The sequence below is a fragment of the Pseudomonas sp. SDO5215_S409 genome (assembly GCF_054071325.1).
The window spans coordinates 11922-35548 of the sequence record NZ_JBSVWN010000008.1; the positions used below are offsets into that span (position 1 = coordinate 11922).

Below are 23627 nucleotides of genomic sequence, written 5' to 3' on the forward strand. Positions count from 1 at the left end.
GCGCCTACACACCGTCGATATGCCGGTATTCCAACCCCAGCCCGTCTGCCAGTGCTTGAGCCCGCCCCAACCGGATGGGCCCGCGCTCGATATCCAGCAGCACGCCCGGGCACTCAAGGGGCGCCACCCCGGTCAGCGCCTTGAGCCGACCATCGGTGATCACCAGCAAGCGTTGCTCCTCGGCGGGGTAACGCTTGCGCCGCGCTTTTAGCCATTCGCCTGCTTGAGCCAAGGCCGCGAGCAACGGCGTGCCGCCGCCTGCGCCGAGGCCGTCGAGCCAGCCCCTCAAATGCGTCGCCGCCTTCAACCCCTGCACCTGCCACATGGGCGCTTGCCCGCTGGCGGTCAGCAATGCCAGTCGGGCCCGTTGCCGGTAGGCATCGTCGAACAGCTGCGCCAACACGCCCTTGGCATCGCTCAACGCCTGGTGACGCCGGGTGGACGCCGACGCATCGACAATCACCAGCCACAGCTCATGGGGCGCGCGGCTGCGCAGTTGATACAGCAGGTCTTCACGCCGCTGTGGCCGCCCGCCGAGCAGCGTGCCCGGCCAGTTGATCATGCCGTCGCGGGCGCTGCGGGCGCGCCCTTGCCGGCCTTTGTCCAGTCGGCCCGAGGTGGGCCGGGCATCCGCCCCCGCGTCAGGCCGGGGGCGGATGCCTAGGGCTTTTTTGGCCAGGTGGGCACATCTCGGCGGGCGCCCGTGGGCAAGGCCGGTGCAGGCAAGTCGCCCCACTGGCCCTGGCCAACTGAAGGCTCGGCGCTGTGCGGGGCTTGACCGCCCCCCGGCGGGCTCGCAGGCGGGGACGACTCCCGGCGACGATGGCGCAAGGCAAATTCTGCCACCGCGTCGATGTCTTCCAGGGCGATAGCGCTGGCGCCGCGCCAGGCCGCATGGGCACGGGCGCCGCGCAGCCACACCAGGTCGGCACGCAAACCATCGACCCCCGCCGCAAAGCAGCGCTCGGTGATGCGGGCCAGGGCGTCATCGTCCAGCGCGATGCTGGCCAGGGCCGCACGGGCTGCGGTGCAACGCGCCTGCAGCGCTGCTTGCGCGTCGGCCCATTGCGCACAGAAACCCACCGGGTCGCTGTCAAAATCCAACCGACGACGAATGATCTGCCCGCGCTCGCCGGGCAGGGTATGCCCGCTCAACGCCACGTTAAAACCAAACCGGTCGAGCAGTTGCGGGCGCAGCTCGCCCTCTTCCGGGTTCATGGTGCCGATCAGCATGAAACGCGCCGCATGCCGATGGGAAATGCCGTCACGCTCGATCAGGTTGGTGCCGCTGGCGGCCACGTCCAGCAGCAGGTCCACCAGGTGGTCGGGCAACAGATTCACTTCGTCCACGTACAGCACGCCGCCATCGGCCTTGGCCAGTACGCCGGGAGAAAACTGTGCACGGCCCTCCCCCAGCGCAGCGTCCAGGTCCAGGGTGCCCACCAGGCGCTCCTCGGTGGCGCCCAACGGCAGCGTGACGAACTGGCCGCTGGCCAACAGGTCCGCCAGGCCACGGGCCAGGGTGGACTTGGCCATGCCGCGCGGGCCTTCGATGAGCACACCGCCGATCTTCGGGTCGATGGCACTCAGGCACAGGGCCAGCTTGAGGGCATCGGCGCCCACCACGGCGGCCAGCGGGAAATGCGGGAGGTCGGTCATCAGCTGTCTTCTTCTATATCCAGCAACAGGTTTTCCAGTGCCTCGCGGTACGCGCCCGGCGCCTGCCACAGGCCGCGCTGCTGGGCCTCCAGAAGGCGCTCGGTCATGTCGCGCAGGGCCGCCGGGTTGTGCTGCTGCACAAATTCACGGGTGTGCGGGTCGAGCAGGTAAGCCTCGGCCAGCAACGCGTATTGGTGGTCGTCGATCAGCGCCGTGGTGGCGTCGAACGCGAACAGGTTGTCCACGGTGGCGGCCAGTTCGAACGCACCTTTATAGCCATGGCGATTGACCCCTTCGATCCACTTGGGGTTGGCCGCCCGGGCCCGGATCACTCGGTTCAACTCTTCCTTGAGGGTGCGGATTTTCGGCAGGTCGGGCTGGCTGTGGTCGCCGTGGTAACTGGCGGCTTTTTCGCCGCTCAGGGTTTCGACGGCGGCCAGCATGCCGCCCTGGAACTGGTAGTAGTCATTGGAGTCGAGCACGTCGTGCTCGCGGTTGTCCTGGTTCTGCACCACCGCCTGCACCTGGCTCAAGCGCGTGGCGAACTGTGCACGGGCAGCGGTGCCCTCGTCGCTCGCGCCATAGGCGTAGCCGCCCCAGTTGAGGTACACCTCGGCCAGGTCCTCGCGGCTCTGCCACAGGCGCCCGTCGATGGCGTCCTGCACGCCCGCGCCATAGGCGCCCGGCTTGGCGCCAAAGATGCGCCAGCCCGCTTGCTTGGCTGCGGCGGCGTCATCCAGGCCCGACTGGCGCAGGGCCTGCCGCTCGCTACGCACTTTGGCCGCCAGCGGGTTTTGATCATCGGGCTCGTCGAGCGCCGCCACGGCCTGCACGGCGGCGTCGAACAGGCGGATGAGGTTGGCGAAGGCATCGCGGAAAAACCCCGAAACCCGCAGCGTGACGTCCACGCGAGGGCGGTCCAGCAGGCTCAGCGGCAAAATCTCGAAGTCATCCACCCGCTGACTGCCCGTGGCCCACACCGGCCTCACGCCCATCAGCGCCATGGCCTGGGCGATGTCATCCCCGCCGGTGCGCATGGTAGCGGTGCCCCACACCGACAGGCCCAACTGGCGCAAGTGGTCGCCGTGGTCCTGCAGGTGCCGCTCCAGAATCAAATTGGCCGACTGGAAACCGATGCGCCACGCGGTGGTGGTGGGCAGGTTGCGCACGTCCACCGAGAAAAAGTTGCGGCCCGTGGGCAGCACATCCAGGCGCCCACGGCTCGGCGCACCGCTGGGGCCTGCGGGCACAAAGCGCCCGCTGAGTGCCTCCAGCAACCCGTGCATTTCCGCCGGCCCGCAGGCGTCCAGGCGCGGCGCGACCACACTGCGCAGGCTGTCGATAACAGCATTGACGTCTTCCCAGCCCGGCGCGTCGAGTTGTGCGACAGGGCCTTGCAGCGCCTGCTCGATCAGTTGCGCGGCATACACCTCCAGGCGCTCGCGGGTATCGCCCGCCGTGCGCCACTGCTGCGCGTCAACCTGTTGCAGCAGCGCCGGGCGCGGCCCGGTCCAGGGTTCGGCCAGGGCACAGTCCAGCGGGTCGAAGCCCAGCGCGAACGCGGTGGCCAGCACCCGCAACAGGCTCGATTGCGCGCCCCGGCCATCGCCACGCGGAATGCGCAGCAACGCCAGCAAGGTGTCGATGCGCAGGCGCCCGTCGGGCGACTCGCCAAAAATGTGCAGGCCATCGCGGATCTGCGACTCCTTGAGGTCGCACAGGTAGGTGTCCAGGCGCGGCAACCAGATGGCCGCGTCGGCGTCGCTGTCCAGGTTCGCGTCCAGCATCAATTCCTGGTCGATACGGGTTTCGCGCACCAGGGTGAGGATGTCCTTTTGCAGCTCGCGGGCGCGGCGCGGGTCGAGCAGTTGGGCTTCGTAATATTCGTCGGCCAACAGTTCCAGGTTGCGCAGCGGGCCGTACGTTTCGGCGCGGGTCAGCGGCGGCATCAGGTGGTCGATGATCACCGCCTGGGTGCGGCGCTTGGCCTGGGCGCCCTCGCCCGGGTCGTTGACGATAAACGGGTAGATGTTCGGTAGCGGCCCCAGCAGCGCGTCCGGCCAGCAGTGTTGCGACAGGCCCACGCCCTTGCCGGGCAGCCATTCCAGGTTGCCGTGCTTGCCCACATGGATCACGCCATGGGCGCCATAGGTGTGGCGCAACCAGAAATAGAACGCGAGATAGCCATGGGGCGGCACCAGGTCCGGGTCGTGGTAGACGGCGCTGGCGTCCACCTGGTAACCCCGGGCGGGCTGGATGCCGACAAAGGTCAGGCCAAACCGCAGGCCCGCGATCATCAGGCGGCCGTCGCGGAACATCGGGTCGTTTTGCGGCGCGCCCCAACGTTCCAGCACGGCCTGGCGATTGGCCTGTGGCAGGCGCAAAAACATCGCCTCGTAGTCGTCCAGGCTCAGGCTTTGGTGGCAGGGGCGCAGGTCGAGGCTGTCGAGGTCGTTGGTGACGCCGCCGAGCAATTGATGAATCAACGCGGTGCCGCTGTCCGGCAGCTGCGCCGGCAGCGGATAACCTTCGGCCTGCAACGCCCGCAGGATATTCAGCGCGGCGGCCGGGGTGTCCAGGCCTACGCCGTTGCCGATGCGGCCATCGCGGGTCGGGTAGTTGGCCAGGATCAACGCGACGCGTTTTTCGGCGTTCGGCACCCGGGCCAGTGCTACCCAGCGCCGCGCCAGTTCGGCGACAAAGTCCATACGCTCGCTGGAGGCGCGGTAGCACACCACGTCCGACTGGCTGCGCTCGCTGCGCCAGGCCAGGTCTTTGAAGCTGATGGGACGGCTGATGATGCGCCCGTCCAGTTCCGGCAGCGCGATGTGCATCGCCAGGTCGCGCGGGCCCAGGCCCTGCTCGCTGGCTTGCCAGCCCGGTTCGTTGTCTTGCGCGCAAATGGCCTGGATCACCGGGATATTGCGGCGAAACGGCCGCAAATGCGGCGCTTCGGGGCTGGACTGCGCAAAGCCTGTGGTGTTGAGAATCACCGCGGCTTCAACGGCGTCCAGCAGGTCCTCGACCACCGTCAGGCAGCCGGGCTCTTTCAAACTGGCCAGCGCGATGGGCAACGGGTTGAGGCCCGCCGCCTGGAGGCGCTGGCAGAACACATCGATAAAACCGGTGTTGGCCGCCTGCAAGTGCGAGCGGTAGAACAACACCGCTGCCACCGGCAGGCCAGCCTGCCAGTCGGCTTGCCAGTGCTGGAGTTCAGCGCAGGCCTTGCGCGGGTGGTAAATCGCCGTGCGGGGCAGGGTCTGCGGCGCTTGCCAGGCGTAGTCGCGGCCCAGGTAAGTGCTGGCCAGGCAGCGGTAAAAATCCAGCGCATTGCCCAGGCCGCCCTGACGCAAAAAGTGCCAGAGCCGGTCGCGCTCAGGCGCGTCCACCGTACTGAGTTTGCTCAGTTCCGGGTCGGGACGGTCGTCCCCGGGCACCAGAATCAGTTGCACGCCGCGCTGCGCCAGTTCCACCAGCCGCTCGATGCCATAACGCCAATAGGCGATGCCGCCGTGCAGCGAGATCAGGATGACCTTGGCGTGGCGCAGCACCTCATCCACGTACAGGTCGACCGAGGCGTGGTTCTGCACCTGCATCGGGTTGGCCAGGCGCAGGCTGGGGTAGTCGTCGGGCAATTGCTGCGCCGCTTCGGCCAGCAGCGCCAGGCTCGAATCCCCGCTGCACAGGATCACCAGCTCAGCGGGGGTTTGCCCAAGGTCAGCGATGTTGTCATCGGAGACGAAACCGCCGGGCTGAGTCCTGAGCAGGTGCATGGGTTAAACGCTTAGGGCAGCGCGCAATTGCGCTTCAAGGCCTGCCGCGTCCAGTTCCTGGCCGATCAGCACCAGGCGCGTGGTGCGCGCTTCGTCAGCGCCCCAGGCACGGTCAAAATGCTTGTCGAAACGGGTGCCCACGCCCTGGATCAGCAGGCGCATCGGTTTGTTCGGGATGGCGGCAAAACCCTTGATGCGCAGGATGCCGTGTTGCACCACCAATTGGGTCAGCGCGTCGAGCAGCAGCGCTTCGTCGGCTTGCGGCAGGTCGATGGAGATCGAATCGAAGGCGTCGTGATCGTGGTCGTGATCGTCATCACCGTCGTGGTGGTGGTCGTGATGGCTGTGGCGGTTGTCGATGTGTTCTTCGGAGCCCGCGCCCAAACCGATCAGCACGTCCAGCGGCAGGCGCCCGCTGCTGGCTTCGATGATTTTCACCGCAGGCGGCAGTTCTTCGGCGACTTCCAGGCGCACACGGGCCAGGTCGTCGGGGTTGATCAGGTCGGTCTTGTTGAGGATCACCAGGTCGGCGCTGGCCAGTTGGTCGGCAAACAACTCGTGCAGCGGCGACTCGTGGTCCAGGTTAGGGTCGAGTTTGCGCTGGGCGTCTACCTGGTCCGGGAACGCGGCGAACGTGCCAGCGGCCACGGCCGGGCTGTCGACCACGGTGATCACCGCATCCACGGTGCAGGCGCTGCGGATTTCCGGCCACTGGAACGCTTGCACCAAAGGTTTGGGCAGGGCCAGGCCCGAGGTTTCGATGAGGATGTGGTCAAGGTCGCCGCGACGGGCCACCAGTTCGCGCATCACCGGGAAGAATTCTTCCTGCACGGTGCAGCACAGGCAGCCGTTGGCCAGCTCATACACACGGCCGTTGGCCTCTTCTTCGGTGCAGCCGATGGAGCATTGCTTGAGGATTTCACCGTCGATGCCCAACTCGCCGAATTCGTTGACGATCACAGCAATGCGGCGGCCCTGGGCGTTGTCCAGCATGTGGCGCAGCAAGGTGGTTTTGCCCGAGCCGAGAAAGCCGGTAACGATGGTGACGGGGAGTTTGGCCAGTGTTTTCATCGGATGCCCTATGGGGCGGGCATACGGGACGGCAGGCCGGCGCGGGTACGCGAGGCTGCGTTCGTCACCGGATCACCCCGCCCGGTTGAAGTAAAAATCGGTTGCGAGGCAGGTCTCCTGGCTTGGGGCTTGCCGATGCGTACACCGGCGCTGGCTGCGCCTTCCCGCCGAATCAGGCAGTGGCGTGGCAGTCAGATGAACCCTTCACAGTTGCGGGGGCAGCCGCGGCTTGGACCGCGTTCCCGTCTTAGCTCCGGCCTGGGCCGAAGAACCTCGAAGGTGCAAGGCTACAGGGGCTCGGGCCATTTGACTACCGTCACCCGGCATGCTCTCCTACACACCTTGTTTCGGGTGCCCTTCACAGGGTGAAACGGGAAACCGGTGCGTCATGCCTGCATGACCAGTCCGGTGCTGCCCCCGCAACGGTAAGCGAGCGAAGCGTCAGAGCCACTGTGCCAACGGCATGGGAAGGTGATGCTTTTTAGGCCCAAAGCCCCTCGCAAGCCCGGAGACCGGCCCGAAAAAATCAGATAACAAACCCGCGGTGGGCGGGCGCTGTTCAAACCCTGCGTGCCCGGCTCGCGGGGTTTTCATGCGCTCGTTTCACCCTGACACCCCGAAGGGACGCGCCATGTCGATCATCACCAGCACCTCGCACGCCGCCAGCGGCACCACTACCCTGAGCCAACGCCTGACCGCCGCCATCGGCGCGTCGATCCTGGGCGCGTGCCTGGTGTACTTCGCCGGTTTCTCGCACATCGAAGCGGTGCACAACGCCGCCCACGATACCCGCCACAGCGCCGCGTTCCCGTGCCACTGAGACTTGCCGACATGATCAAGCGTATTGCTCAAACCGCCGGTTTCACCGGCCTGCTGGCGGCCTTGCTGCTGACCCTGCTGCAAAGCTTGTGGGTCGCCCCGCTGATTCTGCAGGCCGAAACCTTTGAAAACGCCCCCGCCGCCACCCAGGCGCACGAACACGCCGAGGGCACTGCCGAGCACAGCCATGACGCCGAAGCCTGGGAGCCCGAAGACGGCTGGCAACGCGTGCTGTCCACCACCGGCGGCAACCTGGTGGTGGCCGTGGGCTTCGCGCTGATGCTGGCGGGGCTTTACACCCTGCGTGCCCCTACCCGCACGGCCCAAGGCCTGTTTTGGGGCCTGGCCGGGTATGCCACCTTCGTACTGGCGCCGACCCTGGGCCTGCCGCCCGAATTGCCGGGCACCGCCGCGGCCGATCTGGCCCAGCGGCAACTCTGGTGGGTCGGCACGGCGGCCTCTACCGCTGCCGGTATCGCGTTGATCGTGTTTGGCCGCAACGTGCTGCTCAAGGCCCTGGGCGCGGCGATTCTGGTGGTGCCCCATGTGATCGGCGCACCACAGCCGGAGGTGCATTCGATGCTGGCGCCTGAAGCCCTCGAAGCGCAGTTCAAGATTGCCTCGCACCTGACCAACGTCGCGTTCTGGCTGGCACTGGGCCTGATCAGCGCGTGGCTGTTCCGCCGGGGCCAGCAGTCGGCATGACCCGCGTGCGGGTGGTGGGCGTAGGTTGCCAGCGCGGCTGTGACGTCAACCACCTGCTTGACCTGTTCAACACCGCCCTCGCCGAGGGTGGCGTTGACCGCCCTTCCATCACCGCGCTGGCCAGTATTGACCTCAAACAGCACGAGCCCGGCCTGCTCGCCCTGGCGCAACGGCTGAAGCTACCGCTGCATTGCTTCAGCGCCGAACAATTGGCCGCTTACGAAGGCCGGTTGAGCCATAAATCAGCCGTGGCCTTTGCCCACACCGGCTGCCACGGTGTCGCCGAAAGTGCCGCCCTGGCGCTGGCCGAGCAATTGGCCCAGCGCCCCGCTTCCCTGCAAATCACCCGCAAAAAAACCGCCCAGGCCACCTTTGCATTGGCGTACGCCGACTGAATTCCTGATAATCGCCCCACCCAACATGAGCACTCTTCATCTGAGGCCCTGCTCGCCCGCTTTTTTACAGGAATGGACCCATGACTGTTTTTTTCATCGGCGCAGGCCCCGGTGATCCGGAATTGATCACCGTCAAAGGGCAGCGGCTGATCCACAACTGCCCGGTGATTATCTATGCAGGCTCCCTGGTGCCAGCAGCGGTACTGGATGGCCATCAGGCGCAACAGGTGGTCAACAGCGCGCCACTGCACCTGGAACAGATCATCGACCTGATCAAGGCCGCCCACGAAAAGGGCCAGGACGTGGCGCGGGTGCATTCCGGCGATCCGAGCCTGTACGGCGCGATCGGTGAGCAGATCCGCTGTTTGCGCGAGCTGGGCATTCCGTTCCAGATCATCCCCGGGGTAACGGCGGTGGCGGCCTGCGCGGCATTACTGGAAACCGAGCTGACGCTGCCAGACATCGCGCAAAGCGTGATTTTGACGCGCTATGCCGACAAGACCCGCATGCCTACAGGCGAGGCGTTTGCCAGCCTGGCGCAACATGGCACCACCATGGCGGTGCATTTGGGGGTCAGCCATCTGGACAAGATCGTCGCCGAACTGCTGCCACACTACGGGGCCGATTGCCCGATTGCCGTGGTGCACCGGGCTACATGGCCCGACCAGGACTGGGTGATGGGGACACTCGCCGACATTGCCGACAAAGTGACGGCCAAAGGCTTTCGGCGCACGGCGCTGATTATCGTGGGGCGCGTGCTGGCCAGCGACAGTTTCAGTGAATCCTCGCTGTACCGCGCAGGCCACGCCCACCTCTACCGCCCCTGAATCCCGGGAAATAAAAAACGGCGCTCACGGGGCGCCGTTTTTCGGTTTGCAGCGAACGCTTTAGTAGTAGGCGTTTTCTTTCTGCGTATGGTCGGTCACGTCACGCACACCCTTGAGCTCGGGAACCCGCTCAAGCAAGGTGCGCTCGATGCCTTCACGCAAGGTCACGTCTGCCTGGCCACAGCCCTGGCAACCGCCGCCGAACTTGAGCACCGCGATGCCGTCGTCCACCACGTCGATCAGGCTGACCTGACCACCGTGGCTGGCCAGACCGGGGTTGATCTCGGTTTGCAGGTAGTAGTTGATGCGCTCGTTCACCGGGCTGTCGGCGTTGACGTTCGGCACCTTGGCATTCGGCGCCTTGATGGTCAGTTGGCCGCCCATGCGATCGGTAGCGTAGTCCACCACGGCATCGTCCAGAAAGGCTTCGCTGAACGCGTCGATGTAAGCCGTGAAGCTTTTGAGCCCCAGGGCGGTGTCTTCAGGTTTTTCTTCCCCTGGCTTGCAGTAGGCAATGCACGTCTCGGCGTACTGGGTACCAGGCTGGGTGATAAAGACGCGAATGCCGATACCGGGGGTGTTCTGCTTGGACAGCAGGTCGGCCAGGTAATCGTGGGCGGCGTCGGTAATAGTTATGGCGGTCATGGAAACTCCTCACAGGCTTGCGGGGAGTTTACGCCAATCATCGAGGCGGCACAAAGCCCTACTGTTTTTGTCGGGAAATAAACCTCACAGGTTTTCATAGCGATTCATATCCAGCACGCCCTCTTCCACCGGGGTGGTTTCACGAAGGTACTGCGACAGGCCATGAAAGTACTGCCAGAACTGCGGGTGGCTGCGCCGCACGCCCCAGCGGTCGACGATCTTCTCGAAACGCTTGGCGTCCTTGGCGTTTTCCATGGCCGCGACGAACTCCGGCACTTGCTCGGCCGGGATGTTGAACATGAAGTTGGGGTAGCTGCTGAGTACACCCGGGTAGATGGTCAAGGTGTCCAGGCCCGGCTGGTAGCGGTACGCCTCGCCAAGCATAAACGCCACGTTACTGTGGGCGCGGTTGCGCAGCATGCTGTACACCCCGCGTTTGCCGCTGCGGGTTTCGATGCGCAACAGAGTGGCTTCCGGCAGCTGCTCGATCACCTTCAGCCCGGCTGCCGGGCGTGATGTGAGGCGGCTCAAGACCTGCTCAGCGTCCTGCAGGGCCGGGTCGATACCCGGGCGTGAGCAATAGGCGCCAGTGCAGCGGTTGATCGGGTCGGGGCTGGCGTTCAGGTCACCGTAGCGGGTGAGCAACTGGTTGGCGAAGTCGCGCTTGGGGTCTTTCCCGTTCAGTTTCAGGCCCGTGGGGGTGCTGTCGTCAATGGACTCGTAGTCCAGCCACAATTTGACTTTGCCACTGTTCTGATACCAGTCGTCGACGAAGTCTTCACGGGTGTTTGCCGGCATCAGTCGTAAAAAGTTCAGCTCGGCGCCGTTGCGGATCAGGTCGAAATACAAGCGCGTCTGCGCCTGGTGCGACACGTTGCCGAACACGTCGAAATTCACCGCCAACTGGTAATAGGTACGCTCAAGCAGAGGGTAGTCGAACAGCCACATCGTCTGCGGAACGTCCCCGATCAGGCCTTTGGTCACCGAGGCGCTGTCGAAGTGGCGGAAAATACTGAGCAGCGCGTTGTCGTTACCGGCCCACAGGCTGGACCAACTCGGCGCGGGCAGTTCGGCATAGCTGTCCCGGCGCAGCGCCTCGTAGGCATTGCGCTTGTCACGGTAAGCCAGCCATAGGCTGAGCACGCTGCCCACGTCATCGTTCTGCCCCGGCATGGCCAGCAATGGCGTGGCCTGGCCGCGATAGCGGGCATCGGTCACGTACAGGTCGTGGTCGGGCTCCTGGAACAGCACCCAGAAGTTGTCGCGGATCACGTCTGTGGCAATTTGCCCACGGCACACCGGCCCACGGATAAAGGTGCGCACAAAGTATTCGGCGTTATCGAGCATGAACTGGTAGCGCGCCTTGGCCGGAATGGCTTCAAAGGTTTCAAACGGGTTGGCCCGGCGGCCCGGCCCGTAGCCCGGCAAGGCGTTCACTTGCCAGTCGTTGCCATAGAACAGCGACTTGATGCGCGCCATTTTTGCCGCACTGAAGGGGTAAGTGATGTGGGTCTTGTGCACGATCACACCCTGCACCGGCCACAGGCGGTAGTACACCTGGGTGCCGGGGTCGTCGTTAGGGCGACGGGTGTTGATCAAGTCGATCGGCTGGCCGCTGGGCGTGCGTGAACGCACCCACTGGAAGAAATGCCCCGGTTCGCCGTTCTCAAAATAGATGTGCGCCAGGAACAGGTGCTCGTATAACCAGCGCGCCACCAGGCTCTCACGGGCGCCGGGCTGGTTGAACAGGGTTTCCCACTGTTGCACCTGCAACGCTTCCTTGGCGCTGGGGGCCAGGCCTTGCTCGTCAATGGGGGCGCCAGAGGCCAGCCAGCGTTGCAGGGTCTGGTATTGCTGGTCGGTCAGGCCGGTGACCGCCAGCGGCATGCCTTCCTTGGGGTGCGCGCCCGCATACGCATCGAACTCACCGGGCAACGGGCACATGTTTTCGCGGTTCAGGCTCAGCGCGATTTCGTCGGGCAGCTTGGCATTGGGTGCCAGGGGCGCGTTATGGCCCAATTCGAGCATGCGCGTCATCAGCGTAGCCTGGCTGCCCTGGGCGTCCAGCACCGAATAAAAGCCCTTGTTCTGCCAGGCACGTTTGCCAAAGGCGTCATAAAACAGCCGGGTCGGCGCTGTGGCGGTGCTGCGTTCACCGTCGTACACAGGGGTTTTGCTCGCGCCACGCGCGGCGCCTTCGGCACTGCCCAGGTTGAGCTGGCAGGCGGAGTCATAGCAGGCGTGGCAGGCCACGCACTTCTCGGTAAAGATCGGCTGGATATCACGGGTGTAAGAAATCGCCGGAGCGGGACCTTGTGCCTGCACAGTGCTGGCGATCAGCGCAAGGACGGCGCTGGCAATTAGGCGAAGTGACATGTGTGCGGATCCCGATCCAGTGCGTCCAGTGAAAAGCCCGGCAATTCTACCGATGTCGGCGCCCTGCCAACATGAGCGATATTCATGAAAATGCCAATATGCTCTGAAACCACTCAGGTTTGCTATGATCGTTGCCCTCCGTGATACCTGACCAGAGTAGTCCCATGTCCGATCGTAGCGCTCGTCTGCAAGCCCTCCAACGCGCCCTCAAGGAACGCATCCTGATCCTCGACGGCGGCATGGGCACGATGATCCAGAGCTACAAACTCGAAGAGCAGGACTACCGTGGCAAACGCTTCGCCGACTGGCCGAGCGACGTCAAGGGCAACAACGACCTGCTGCTGCTCAGCCGCCCGGATGTCATCGCCTCGATCGAAAAAGCCTACCTGGACGCGGGCGCCGACATCCTCGAAACCAACACCTTCAACGCCACCCGCGTCTCCCAGGCCGACTACGGCATGGAAGAACTCACCTACGAGCTGAACGTAGAAGGTGCCCGGGTGGCGCGCAGGGTGGCCGATGCAAAAACCCTGGAAACCCCTGACCGCCCGCGTTTTGTCGCAGGCGTATTGGGCCCGACCAGCCGTACCTGCTCGCTGTCGCCCGATGTGAACAACCCGGGCTACCGCAACGTGACCTTCGACGAGTTGGTGGAAAACTACACCGAGGCCACCAAGGGCCTGATCGAAGGCGGTGCGGACATGATCCTCATCGAAACCATCTTTGACACCCTCAACGCCAAGGCCGCGATCTTTGCCGTGCAGGGCGTGTACGAAGAACTGGGGTTCGAGCTGCCGATCATGATTTCCGGCACCATCACCGACGCCTCCGGCCGTACCCTCTCGGGCCAGACCACCGAAGCGTTCTGGAACTCGGTGGCGCATGCCAAGCCGATTTCCGTGGGCCTGAACTGCGCCCTGGGCGCCCGCGAGTTGCGCCCCTACCTGGAAGAATTGTCCAACAAGGCCAGCACCTACGTGTCGGCCCACCCGAACGCGGGCCTGCCCAACGAATTTGGCGAATACGACGAACTGCCGTCGGAAACCGCCAAGGTCATCGAAGAGTTCTCCCAGAGCGGCTTTCTCAACATCGTCGGCGGCTGCTGCGGCACCACGCCGGGCCACATCGAAGCCATCGCCAAGGCCGTGGCCGGGTATGCACCGCGCCAGATCCCGGACATCCCCAAGGCCTGCCGCCTGTCGGGCCTGGAGCCCTTCACCATCGATCGCAGTTCATTGTTCGTCAACGTCGGCGAACGGACGAACATCACCGGCTCCGCACGGTTTGCCCGCCTGATCCGCGAAGAGAACTACACCGAAGCCCTGGAAGTCGCCTTGCAGCAGGTGGAAGCCGGTGCCCAGGTGATCGACATCAACATGGACGAAGGCATGCTGGACTCGAAGAAGGCCATGGTGACCTTCCTCAACCTGATTGCTGGCGAGCCGGACATTTCCCGCGTGCCGATCATGATCGACTCCTCCAAGTGGGACGTGATCGAAGCGGGCCTCAAATGCATCCAGGGCAAGGGCATCGTCAACTCCATCAGCATGAAAGAAGGCGTGGAGCAGTTCATTCACCACGCCAAACTGTGCAAACGCTATGGCGCCGCCGTGGTGGTGATGGCTTTCGACGAAGCCGGCCAGGCCGACACCGAAGCGCGCAAGAAAGAGATCTGCAAGCGCTCCTACGACATCCTGGTGAATGATGTCGGCTTCCCGCCGGAAGACATCATCTTCGACCCGAACATCTTCGCGGTCGCCACCGGTATCGAAGAACACAACAACTACGCCGTCGACTTCATCAACGCCTGCGCCTACATCCGCGACGAGCTGCCGTATGCACTGACCTCGGGCGGGGTGTCCAACGTGTCGTTCTCGTTCCGGGGCAACAACCCGGTGCGCGAGGCGATTCACTCGGTGTTCTTGCTGTACGCGATCCGCAACGGCCTGAGCATGGGCATCGTCAACGCCGGTCAGCTGGAGATCTACGACCAGATCCCGGTGGAACTGCGCGATGCGGTGGAAGACGTGGTGCTCAACCGCACCCCCGAAGGCACCGACGCCTTGCTGGCTATCGCCGACAAATACCGTGGCGACGGCAGCACCAAAGAAGCCGAAACCGAAGAGTGGCGCGGCTGGGACGTGAACAAGCGCCTGGAGCACGCGCTGGTCAAGGGCATCACCACGCACATTGTGGAAGACACCGAAGAGTCCCGGCAGTCGTTCGCCCGCCCGATCGAAGTGATCGAAGGCCCGCTGATGTCCGGCATGAATATCGTGGGCGACCTGTTTGGCGCCGGCAAAATGTTCCTGCCCCAGGTGGTGAAGTCCGCCCGCGTGATGAAGCAGGCCGTGGCCCACCTGATCCCGTTCATCGAGCTGGAAAAAGGCGACAAGCCCGAAGCCAAGGGCAAGATCCTGATGGCCACGGTGAAAGGCGACGTGCACGACATCGGCAAGAACATCGTCGGCGTGGTGCTGGGGTGCAACGGCTATGACATCGTCGACCTGGGCGTGATGGTGCCTGCCGAGAAAATCCTGCAGGTGGCCAAGGACGAAAAGTGCGACATCATCGGCCTGTCCGGCCTGATCACCCCGTCGCTGGACGAAATGGTGCACGTGGCCCGCGAGATGCAGCGCCAGGACTTCCACCTGCCGCTGATGATCGGCGGTGCCACCACGTCCAAGGCGCACACCGCGGTGAAAATCGAGCCCAAGTACAGCAACGATGCCGTGGTGTACGTCACCGACGCCTCGCGTGCTGTGGGCGTGGCGACGCAGTTGCTGTCCAAGGAGCTGAAGGCCGGGTTTGTCGAGCGCACCCGCGAGGAATACGTGGAAGTGCGCGAGCGCACCGCCAACCGCAGCGCCCGCACCGAGCGCCTGAGCTACGCCGCCGCCATCGCCAAGAAGCCGCAGTTCGACTGGAGCACCTACACGCCGGTCAAGCCGACCTTCACCGGCTCGCGCGTGCTGGACAATATCGACCTGAACGTGCTGGCCGAGTACATCGACTGGACGCCGTTTTTCATTTCCTGGGACCTGGCCGGTAAATTCCCACGCATCCTGGACGACGAGGTGGTCGGTGAAGCGGCCACCGCGCTCTACGCCGATGCGCGGGAAATGCTGACAAAGTTGATCGACGAAAAACTCATCAGCGCCCGTGCCGTGTTCGGGTTCTGGCCGACCAACCAGGTGCAGGATGACGATCTGCACGTGTACGGCGACGACGGCCAGCCCCTGGCCAAGTTGCATCACCTACGCCAGCAGATCATCAAGACCGACGGCAAGCCGAACTTCTCGCTGGCCGACTTCGTGGCCCCTAAAGACAGCGGCGTGACCGACTACATCGGGGGTTTCATCACCACCGCGGGCATTGGCGCCGAAGAAGTGGCCAAGGCCTACCAGGACGCGGGCGACGACTACAACTCGATCATGGTCAAGGCCCTGGCCGACCGCCTGGCCGAGGCTTGCGCCGAATGGCTGCACGAGCAGGTGCGTAAAGACTATTGGGGTTATGCCAAGGACGAGCACCTGGACAACGAGGCGCTGATCAAGGAGCAGTACAGCGGCATCCGCCCTGCCCCGGGCTACCCCGCCTGCCCGGACCACACCGAAAAGGGCACGCTGTTCCAACTGCTGGACCCCCAAGCCCGCGAAATGGAACCGGGCCGCAGCGGGGTGTTCCTCACCGAGCATTACGCGATGTTCCCGGCAGCGGCGGTCAGCGGTTGGTACTTCGCGCACCCGCAGGCTCAATATTTTGCCGTGGGCAAAATCGACAAGGACCAGGTCAACAGTTACACCGCACGTAAAGACCAAGACCTGAACGTGACCGAGCGCTGGCTGGCGCCCAACCTGGGTTACGACAACTGATCGGCGGGGGAGCTGGCGCGCCAGCTCCCCCCCTTTGAACGCATTGTTTGAACTATGCTCTCCCCAGGTTTCTTCTTGCGGGGGATGTATGGACGATCCAGCCGACCACAAACCACCTACTTTCTGGCAGATGCTCCACAGCGTGATGGCCGCCGCGTTTGGCGTGCAAAGCGGCAAAAACCGCGCCCGCGACTTTACCCACGGCAAGCCCAGCCACTTTGTGGTGCTGGGCATTGTGTTTACCGCGGTGTTTGCATTGACGCTGTTTGGCATCGTCCAGCTGGTGCTGCACTTGGCGGGGGTTTAGTGCAGCAACAGTTGCAGGCTGAACGGGTAACGGTAGCTGTCCGGCTTGCCCTGGGCCGACAACGCGACAAAATCCACGCCGTAGTTCTGCTGCGCGTTTATCTCTTTTAAGCGCCGTGCCTGGGACGGGTTGATCAACTGGAACAACGTTTCCTGGCGCTCCAGCCCGCCATGTCGGCGAATGTCGACGCCTGCCGCATCGTCATGCAGCAACACCATCGCCCAGCCGCCCACCGTAAAGTGCCCCGCCACCAGCGCACTCAAGCGCCCGTCCAGCAACGCTTCCAGCACGTGGGGCGAACTGTTGACCGCGCTGAACAACACGTCCTCGCCCGGCTTGCCCCCACGGTCCTGCAACGCCTGCATCGCCCCCAGCGCCATCTCGTCGTTGGCCGACCAGACCAGGGCGGTTTGCGGGTAGCGCACAAACAACTGCGTGGCCTGTTCAAAGGCGCGCTGGCGGTTCCACTCGCCGTACACCAATTGCCGCAAGCGCACCTGAGGGTGCTCGGCCAGGGCGCGCTGTAGGCCGGTTTCGCGGCGCTGGGCGGCCGGGGTGTTCTTGACGCCGGAAAAGGCGATCAGGTCCAGGGTCTGCCCCGGCGCGACGGGGCCGTGACGGCGCAGCAGCTCGTTGAGCATCAGGTAGCCTGCGTCTTCATCGTTGGACACCACGCTGCCGAGCAGGTCGGGGTAGTGGCGGGTGTCCAGACGCTGCTGTTGATCGGCCGTCAGCGCGTTATTGACGATCAGCAATTTGACCCCACTGCCCTGGGACAGCCGCAAGATTTGCGGGGCGACGTATTGCTCGTTGACCAGCACCAGGTAATCCGGCCGATGGGCGCCCGAAAACGCCTCACGCGCCTGGGCCAGCGTATTTTGCGGGTCGCGCTCGGAATAGCGCACGCGCAAATCCAGGCCGAGGTCCTTGGCGGCGGCCTGCATGAATTGCGCGTAACTGACCCAGAAGGTTTCGGTTGACGTGCCAGGGTTCAGAAACACCACCGACGTGGCGTGCGCCGCCGTCGCTCCCAGCATCCATAAACACGCGAACAGAACCTTCAACATGATGACCCGAACCTGGCGATTGACCCCTGCCATCATAGTGGCAACCGATAGGTCAATCGAGGTTGCGCCCGCCTTTACTGATGACTGACCCAGAACACAGCGGTTGAAACCACCAGCACAATCAGGAACAGAATGGCCCAGGCGTCCACGGTACTGTCGCTTTTGCGGGCTTTGGTCGGATTGCTCATAGCATCGCCTCTTGTCGGTTTTATAGGTGATTGCACGAAGACTCGAGCAGAGTAAAGTTGATGATTGCCCGCATGACAAATGTGGGTATGGCGATAACCCTTCTCACTTAGGCGATTTGGTTCTTTGCATATACTCAAACTTCACTTTTGCGCATAAACGCAAACTGGTATCGTGCGCCGGCTCCGTTGGGAGTGCGCGGCCGTGCGCGCAGATTTGCCGAGAACAGGACCTATATGTACGTATACGACGAATACGATCAGCGCATCATCGAGGACCGCGTCAAGCAGTTCCGTGATCAGACCCGACGCTATCTGGCAGGTGAACTGAGCGAAGAAGAGTTCCGCCCTCTGCGCCTGCAAAATGGCCTTTATGTTCAGCGCTTTGCGCCGATGCTGCGGGTTGCCGTGCCCTATGGCCAACTGACCTCCCGTCAGACCCGCATGATGGCCAAGATTGCCCGCGACTACGACAAAGGCTACGCCCACATCAGTACGCGCCAGAACGTGCAGTTCAACTGGCCGGCCCTGGAAGATGTGCCGGACATCCTGGCTGAATTGGCCACCGTGCAGATGCACGCCATTCAGACCAGCGGTAACTGCCTGCGTAACGTCACCACCGACCAATTTGCCGGTGTGGCCGCTGACGAGCTGATCGACCCGCGCCCCTGGTGCGAAATTGTCCGTCAATGGACCACCTTCCACCCCGAATTCGCCTACCTGCCACGCAAGTTCAAGATCGCCATCAATGGCTCGACCTCGGACCGCGCGGCAATCGAAGTGCACGACATTGGCCTTGAGCCCGTATACAACGCCGCCGGGGAGCTGGGCTTCCGGGTTCTGGTGGGTGGCGGCCTGGGCCGTACGCCAGTGGTCGGCGCGTTCATCAACGAATTTTTGCCGTGGCAAGACCTGTTGAGCTACCTCGACGCCATCCTGCGTGTGTACAACCGCTATGGCCGTCGCGACAACAAGTACAAGGCCCGCATCAAGATTCTGGTCAAGGCGCTGACGCCTGAAGTGTTCGCCCAGAAAGTCGACGCCGAAATGGAACACCTGCGCGGCGGCCAGACCACCCTGACCGACGCCGAAGTGCACCGCGTGGCCAAGCATTTCGTCGACCCGGACTACAAGGCCCTGAGCAATCAGGACGCCGAGCTTGCCGCGCTGGACCTGCAACACCCAGGCTTCGCCCGCTGGCGCACCCGCAACACCCTGGCCCATAAAAAGCCGGGTTATGTGGCCGTGACCCTGTCGCTCAAACCAACCGGCGTAGCGCCGGGCGATGCCACCGACAAACAGCTGGACGCGATCGCTGACCTGGCCGACCAGTTCAGCTTCGGCCAACTGCGCACCTCCCACGAGCAGAACGTGATTCTGGCCGACGTGGAACAGAGCCAGTTGTTCACCCTGTGGGGCGAGCTGCGCGAAAACGGTTTTGCCACGCCCAACATCGGCCTGCTGACCGACATCATCTGCTGCCCGGGCGGCGACTTCTGCTCCCTGGCCAACGCCAAGTCAATCCCGATTGCCGAGTCGATCCAGCGCCGTTTCGACGACTTGGACTACCTGTTCGACATCGGCGAACTGGACCTGAACATTTCCGGCTGCATGAACGCCTGTGGTCACCACCACGTGGGCCACATCGGCATCCTGGGCGTGGACAAGAAAGGCGAAGAATTCTACCAAGTGTCCCTGGGCGGCAGCGCCAGCCGTGACGCGAGCCTGGGCAAGATCCTCGGCCCGTCCTTTGCCCAGGAAGCCATGCCTGACGTGATCGGCAAACTGATCGACGTGTACGTCGAACAGCGCACCGAAGATGAGCGCTTCATCGACACTTACCAGCGCATTGGCATCGACCTGTTCAAGGAGCGCGTCTATGCAACGAATCATTAAGAACAACGAGGTCATCGACGAAACCTGGCACCTGCTGCCCAAGGATACGAGCTTTGACAGCATCTCCAACTGCGACGACCTGATCGTGCCGTTGGCGCTGTGGCGCGAACACGGCCACGCCCTCAAGGCCCGCGACGGTGGCCTGGGTGTGTGGTTGGACGCCGATGAAGAAGCCGAAGAAATCGGCACCGACGTGGAGCACTTCCAGGTCATCGCGCTGAACTTCCCGGCCTTCACCGACGGGCGCAACTACTCCAACGCCCGCCTGCTGCGTGACCGTTACGGCTACAAAGGTGAACTGCGTGCGATTGGCGATGTACTGCGCGACCAGCTGTTCTACCTGCGCCGCTGCGGGTTCGATGCCTTCGCCTTGCGCGCCGACAAAGACCCGTACGAAGCCCTGGAAAGTCTCAAGGACTTCTCGGTGACGTACCAGGCGGCGACGGACGAGCCGTTGCCGCTGTTCAGACGGCGCTAGGCAATACGCGGCAAGCTTGCAGCTTCACGCATCAAGCTTGCCGCACAACACTTGCCCTACCTGCCACCTCCCGACCGAACACGCCACCCCTTCCGGCTGCGCCCTTATCACCTCGATCACACCCAGCAACTGCGCTTTATTGCGCGCCAATTGCGCCTGCAGGGTTTCGATCTGCCGGACTTTGCTCTCTAGCCCCTCGATCAATACCTCCCGCTTGTGCTCGCCCGGCGTGGGCATCAACGCCTTGAGTTCCTGCAGCGTGAACCCGGCCTGTTGTGCGCTCTGGATCAACTGCAGCATCTGCAAGGCCTCCGGCGCATAACGCCGGTAGCCATTGGCCTGGCGTCCTACCTGGCTGATCAAGCCTTGAGCCTCATAGAAGCGGATGCGCGAAGCAGCCAAGCCGCTCTGTTTTGCCAACTCGCCAATATTCATCGTCACGCCCCGCTTGACATTAAAGTTAACTTTAAGCTTAGCCTGAGGCCTCCCCCGCTCAGGAGTCAACCCATGTCACCCTTTGAAGCCTTGCCACTGCCCAACGGCCAGACCTTGTCCAACCGTATCGCCAAGGCGGCGATGGAGGAGAACATGGCCGACGCCCATCAGGCACCGTCACCCGCCCTGATGCGTCTTTACCAGGCCTGGGCCGAGGGCGAAGCCGCGCTGTTGTTGACCGGAAATGTGATGATCGACCGCCGCGCCATGACCGGCCCGGCAGGCGTGGCCCTGGAAGACGAGCAGCAATTGGAGGCGTTCCAGCGCTGGGCCGCCATTGGCCGGGCCAAGGGGGCGCATTTCTGGGTGCAACTCAACCACCCCGGCCGCCAAATGCGCGCCAACCTGGGCCAGGTTGCGCGGGCGCCGTCGGCGGTTCCGCTGGAGCTGGGTGGTTTTTCCAAGATGTTCGCGCCGCCCAAGGCCATGCGTGAAGAGGACATCCGGGACGTCATCGCACGCTTCGCCAACAGCGCACGCCTGGCAGAGAAAGCAGGCTTTACCGGGGTGCAGATTCATGCGGCGCACGGTTACCTGATCAGCCAGTTCCTGTCGCCCGTGAGCAACAAGCGCGAAGACGCTTGGGGAGGTTCATTGGCCAATCGCGCCCGCCTGCTGATCGAAGTGGTGCAGGCCGTGCGGGCCGTGGTCAGCGCCACGTTCTGCGTGTCGGTAAAACTCAATTCGGCGGATTTCCAGCGCGGCGGCTTTGACGCCAACGACGCCCGGGCCGTGGTGGCGTTACTCAACGCGCTGCCCATCGACCTGCTGGAATTGTCGGGCGGCAGCTATGAAGCGCCTGCGATGCAGGGTGAAGCTCGCGACGGGCGCACGCTGGCCCGTGAAGCGTACTTTCTCGACCTGGCCAGCGAGCTGGCGGCGCTGGCTCAGATGCCAGTCATGGTGACCGGCGGCATCCGTCGCTTACCCGTGGTCCAGCAAGTGCTGGACAGCGGCATCGCCATGGCGGGCATCGCCACGGCCCTGGCGCTGGAGCCCAAGCTGGTCAAACACTGGCGCGAAGGCCGCGACCTCAACCCGCAACTGCAACCTATCCGCTGGAAACGCAAGCCGCTGGCCAGCCTGGCCAGCATGGCGGTGGTGCGTTATCAACTGAAGCGCCTGAGCCGTGGCCGCCTGCCTAAACCTGACGTCGCGCCATGGCTGGCACTGGTCCAGGACCAGCTGTACCTGGCCCGGCGCACACGGCAATACCGCGCGGCCATGGCACATTCTTCACATTAAAAAGGGAGCATTCGCCGCCGCGGGGTTGTCCTCTGTTGATCGACTCACTGACCAATGGAGTGCCTCATGGCTAAAATCACCCTGGCCCGCCAACTGGCGACCACCCTGGAACAGGCCGGCATCAAGCGCATCTGGGGCCTGACCGGCGACAGCCTCAACGGCCTTACCGACGCCCTGCGCAGCATGGACAGCATCGAGTGGATGCACGTACGCCACGAAGAGGTGGCCGCCTTTGCCGCCGGTGCCGAAGCGGCGGCCACAGGCGAGCTGACGGTGTGTGCCGGCAGCTGCGGGCCGGGCAACCTGCACTTGATCAACGGCCTGTTCGACTGCCATCGCAACCATGTCCCGGTGCTGGCGATTGCCGCGCAAATCCCCTCCTCGGAGATCGGCCTTAATTACTTTCAGGAAACCCATCCCCAGGAGCTGTTCAAGGAGTGCAGCCACTTCATTGAGCTGGTGACCAACCCCGAGCAGATGCCGCAGGTGCTGCACCGCGCCATGCGCTCAGCGATCCTCAACCGCGGCGTGGCCGTGGTGGTGATTCCCGGCGACGTGTCGCTGCTGGAAGTCCAAGACACGCTCAAGCCATGGCCCGCGCTGATGACGCCGCGCACGCTGCCCGCCGAACAAGACCTGCAACGCCTGGGCGACATCCTTGAGCGCAGCACGTCCGTCACTCTGCTGTGCGGCAGCGGCTGCGCCGGTGCCCATGACGAGGTGGTGGCCCTGGCCGACGCCCTCGGCGCGCCGGTGGTGCACGCGCTGCGCGGCAAGGAGCATGTGGAATGGGACAATCCGTTCGACGTGGGCATGACCGGGCTGATCGGGTTCAGCTCCGGTTACCACGCCATGCTCAATTGCGACACGCTGATCATGCTCGGCACCGACTTCCCGTATCGCCAGTTCTACCCCACGGACGCCACCATTATCCAGGTCGACCGCAACCCGCAAGCGCTTGGCCGACGCGTCACCCTGGACCTGGGCATCGCCGCCGATGTGGCTGAAACCCTGCGTGCCCTGCTGCCGCGCCTGACCCGCAAGGCCGACCGCAGTTTCCTCGACACCTCGCTCAAGCATTACCAAAAAGCCCGCCAGGGCCTGGACGACCTGGCGCAACCGTCCAAGGCCAACCGGCCGATTCACCCGCAATACGTCACCCGCCTGCTGAGCGAGCTGGCGGACGACGACGCGATCTTCACCGCGGATGTGGGCTCGCCCACCGTCTGGGCCGCACGCTATTTGAAGATGAACGGCAGGCGCCGGTTGATCGGCTCGTTCAACCACGGCTCGATGGCCAATGCCATGCCCCAGGCCATTGGCGCGCAGGCGGCGTTTCCCGGGCGTCAGGTGATTTCACTGTCTGGCGATGGCGGTTTCAGCATGCTGATGGGGGACTTCATTTCACTGGCCCAGTTGAAGTTGCCGGTGAAAGTGGTGGTGTATGACAACGCGTCGCTGGGTTTCGTCGCCATGGAGATGAAAGCGGCGGGCTACCTGGACACCGGCACCGACCTGAAAAACCCGGATTTTGCCGCCATGGCCAATGCCATGGGCATTCTGGGCATCCGCGTGGATCAATCCGAAGACCTGGAACCGGCCCTGCGCCGCGCGCTGGCCCATGACGGGCCGGTGCTGGTGGACGTGATCACCGCCACTCAGGAGCTGGCGATGCCGCCCAGCATCAAACTGGAACAGGCCAAGGGGTTCAGCCTGTACATGCTCAAGGCAGTGATGAGTGGCCGGGGTGACGAGGTCATTGAACTGGCGCGGACCAACTGGTTCAGGTAACTGCGCAACACGTCAGGC

18 protein-coding genes and 2 riboswitches are annotated in these 23627 nt (G+C 63.8%); of the genes, 10 read left to right on the plus strand and 8 right to left on the minus strand.

The genetic code is table 11. The annotated features are described in order from the left end of the window. Nucleotides 1-4 precede the first annotated feature (4 nt). Genes ACW9H9_RS06390 through cobW form a run of 4 tightly spaced genes read right to left on the minus strand, consistent with a single transcriptional unit; the run spans nt 5 to nt 6503 of the window. Nucleotides 5-736, minus strand: coding sequence for a vWA domain-containing protein (locus ACW9H9_RS06390; RefSeq protein WP_457342313.1), 732 nt, complete (start codon nt 734-736; stop codon nt 5-7). Further along, on the minus strand, nt 661-1659 hold the full coding sequence (locus ACW9H9_RS06395) for an ATP-binding protein (RefSeq protein WP_457342314.1): 999 nt from the start codon (nt 1657-1659) through the stop codon (nt 661-663). Before ACW9H9_RS06395 ends, ACW9H9_RS06390 begins: the two co-directional genes overlap by 76 nt. Next, a complete protein-coding gene (cobN, locus tag ACW9H9_RS06400) occupies nt 1659-5432 on the minus strand; it encodes a cobaltochelatase subunit CobN (RefSeq protein WP_457342315.1) in 3774 nt (1257 codons plus the stop codon). The genes ACW9H9_RS06395 and cobN overlap by 1 nt, the downstream gene beginning before the upstream one ends. Nucleotides 5433-5435: 3 nt before the next feature. Next, nucleotides 5436-6503, minus strand: coding sequence for a cobalamin biosynthesis protein CobW (gene cobW, locus ACW9H9_RS06405; RefSeq protein ID WP_457342316.1), 1068 nt, complete (start codon nt 6501-6503; stop codon nt 5436-5438). Nucleotides 6504-6593: 90 nt separating this feature from the next. Next, a riboswitch (cobalamin riboswitch) is annotated at nt 6594-6794 on the minus strand. 41 nt (nt 6795-6835) lie between these two features. Further along, nucleotides 6836-7038, plus strand: a riboswitch (cobalamin riboswitch). Between the two features lie 96 nt (nt 7039-7134). On the opposite strand from cobW, the gene ACW9H9_RS06410 reads away from it, so the two are divergent. The 4 genes from ACW9H9_RS06410 to cobM all read left to right on the plus strand — a co-directional run bounded on the left by ACW9H9_RS06410 (nt 7135) and on the right by cobM (nt 9249). After that, on the plus strand, nt 7135-7323 hold the full coding sequence (locus tag ACW9H9_RS06410; RefSeq protein WP_457342317.1) for a CbtB domain-containing protein: 189 nt from the start codon (nt 7135-7137) through the stop codon (nt 7321-7323). Nucleotides 7324-7334: 11 nt separating this feature from the next. Then, nucleotides 7335-8027: a CbtA family protein gene (locus tag ACW9H9_RS06415; protein ID WP_457342318.1), complete on the plus strand. Its 693-nt coding sequence runs from the start codon at nt 7335-7337 to the stop codon at nt 8025-8027. Next, nucleotides 8024-8422, plus strand: coding sequence for a cobalamin biosynthesis protein (locus ACW9H9_RS06420; RefSeq protein ID WP_457342319.1), 399 nt, complete (start codon nt 8024-8026; stop codon nt 8420-8422). The genes ACW9H9_RS06415 and ACW9H9_RS06420 overlap by 4 nt, the downstream gene beginning before the upstream one ends. Before the next feature lie 80 nt (nt 8423-8502). Next, nucleotides 8503-9249 carry a precorrin-4 C(11)-methyltransferase gene (cobM, locus tag ACW9H9_RS06425; RefSeq protein ID WP_457342320.1) on the plus strand — a complete coding sequence of 249 codons (747 nt, stop codon included), beginning with the start codon at nt 8503-8505 and terminating at the stop codon, nt 9247-9249. 60 nt (nt 9250-9309) lie between these two features. Here the strand turns inward: cobM and nfuA are convergent, their stop codons facing one another. Both nfuA and ACW9H9_RS06435 read right to left on the minus strand, forming a co-directional pair. Beyond that, nucleotides 9310-9894, minus strand: coding sequence for a Fe-S biogenesis protein NfuA (gene nfuA / locus ACW9H9_RS06430; RefSeq protein ID WP_065876144.1), 585 nt, complete (start codon nt 9892-9894; stop codon nt 9310-9312). Nucleotides 9895-9978: 84 nt separating this feature from the next. Then, the gene (locus ACW9H9_RS06435) at nt 9979-12270 is read right to left on the minus strand and encodes a fatty acid cis/trans isomerase (protein ID WP_457342321.1); all 2292 of its coding nucleotides are present in this window, start codon (nt 12268-12270) and stop codon (nt 9979-9981) included. 164 nt (nt 12271-12434) lie between these two features. On the opposite strand from ACW9H9_RS06435, the gene metH reads away from it, so the two are divergent. Next, nucleotides 12435-16145: a methionine synthase gene (metH, locus tag ACW9H9_RS06440; protein WP_457342322.1), complete on the plus strand. Its 3711-nt coding sequence runs from the start codon at nt 12435-12437 to the stop codon at nt 16143-16145. Nucleotides 16146-16233: 88 nt separating this feature from the next. Next, entirely contained in the window at nt 16234-16452 is a 219-nt protein-coding gene (locus ACW9H9_RS06445) for a DUF2970 domain-containing protein (protein ID WP_457342323.1), read from the plus strand. Here the strand turns inward: ACW9H9_RS06445 and ACW9H9_RS06450 are convergent. Beyond that, a complete protein-coding gene (locus tag ACW9H9_RS06450) occupies nt 16449-17519 on the minus strand; it encodes an ABC transporter substrate-binding protein (RefSeq protein ID WP_457342324.1) in 1071 nt (356 codons plus the stop codon). The genes ACW9H9_RS06445 and ACW9H9_RS06450 overlap by 4 nt on opposite strands. A 422-nt stretch (nt 17520-17941) precedes the next feature. Between ACW9H9_RS06450 and ACW9H9_RS06455 the strand changes: the two genes are divergently transcribed. After that, nucleotides 17942-19600 (plus strand): nitrite/sulfite reductase, encoded by a 1659-nt coding sequence (locus tag ACW9H9_RS06455; protein ID WP_457342325.1) that lies wholly within the window; start codon nt 17942-17944, stop codon nt 19598-19600. Then, the gene (locus tag ACW9H9_RS06460; protein ID WP_457342326.1) at nt 19584-20078 is read left to right on the plus strand and encodes a DUF934 domain-containing protein; all 495 of its coding nucleotides are present in this window, start codon (nt 19584-19586) and stop codon (nt 20076-20078) included. The genes ACW9H9_RS06455 and ACW9H9_RS06460 overlap by 17 nt, the downstream gene beginning before the upstream one ends. Before the next feature lie 24 nt (nt 20079-20102). Here ACW9H9_RS06460 and ACW9H9_RS06465 read toward each other — a convergent pair whose 3' ends face one another. After that, nucleotides 20103-20513: a MerR family transcriptional regulator gene (locus tag ACW9H9_RS06465; RefSeq protein ID WP_457342327.1), complete on the minus strand. Its 411-nt coding sequence runs from the start codon at nt 20511-20513 to the stop codon at nt 20103-20105. Nucleotides 20514-20585: 72 nt separating this feature from the next. Here ACW9H9_RS06465 and ACW9H9_RS06470 point away from each other — a divergent pair, with 72 nt between their 5' ends. Both ACW9H9_RS06470 and poxB read left to right on the plus strand, forming a co-directional pair. Next, nucleotides 20586-21818 carry an NADH:flavin oxidoreductase/NADH oxidase family protein gene (locus ACW9H9_RS06470; RefSeq protein WP_457342328.1) on the plus strand — a complete coding sequence of 411 codons (1233 nt, stop codon included), beginning with the start codon at nt 20586-20588 and terminating at the stop codon, nt 21816-21818. Nucleotides 21819-21884: 66 nt separating this feature from the next. Further along, nucleotides 21885-23609: a ubiquinone-dependent pyruvate dehydrogenase gene (poxB, locus tag ACW9H9_RS06475; RefSeq protein ID WP_457342329.1), complete on the plus strand. Its 1725-nt coding sequence runs from the start codon at nt 21885-21887 to the stop codon at nt 23607-23609. Nucleotides 23610-23627: the final 18 nt, after the last annotated feature.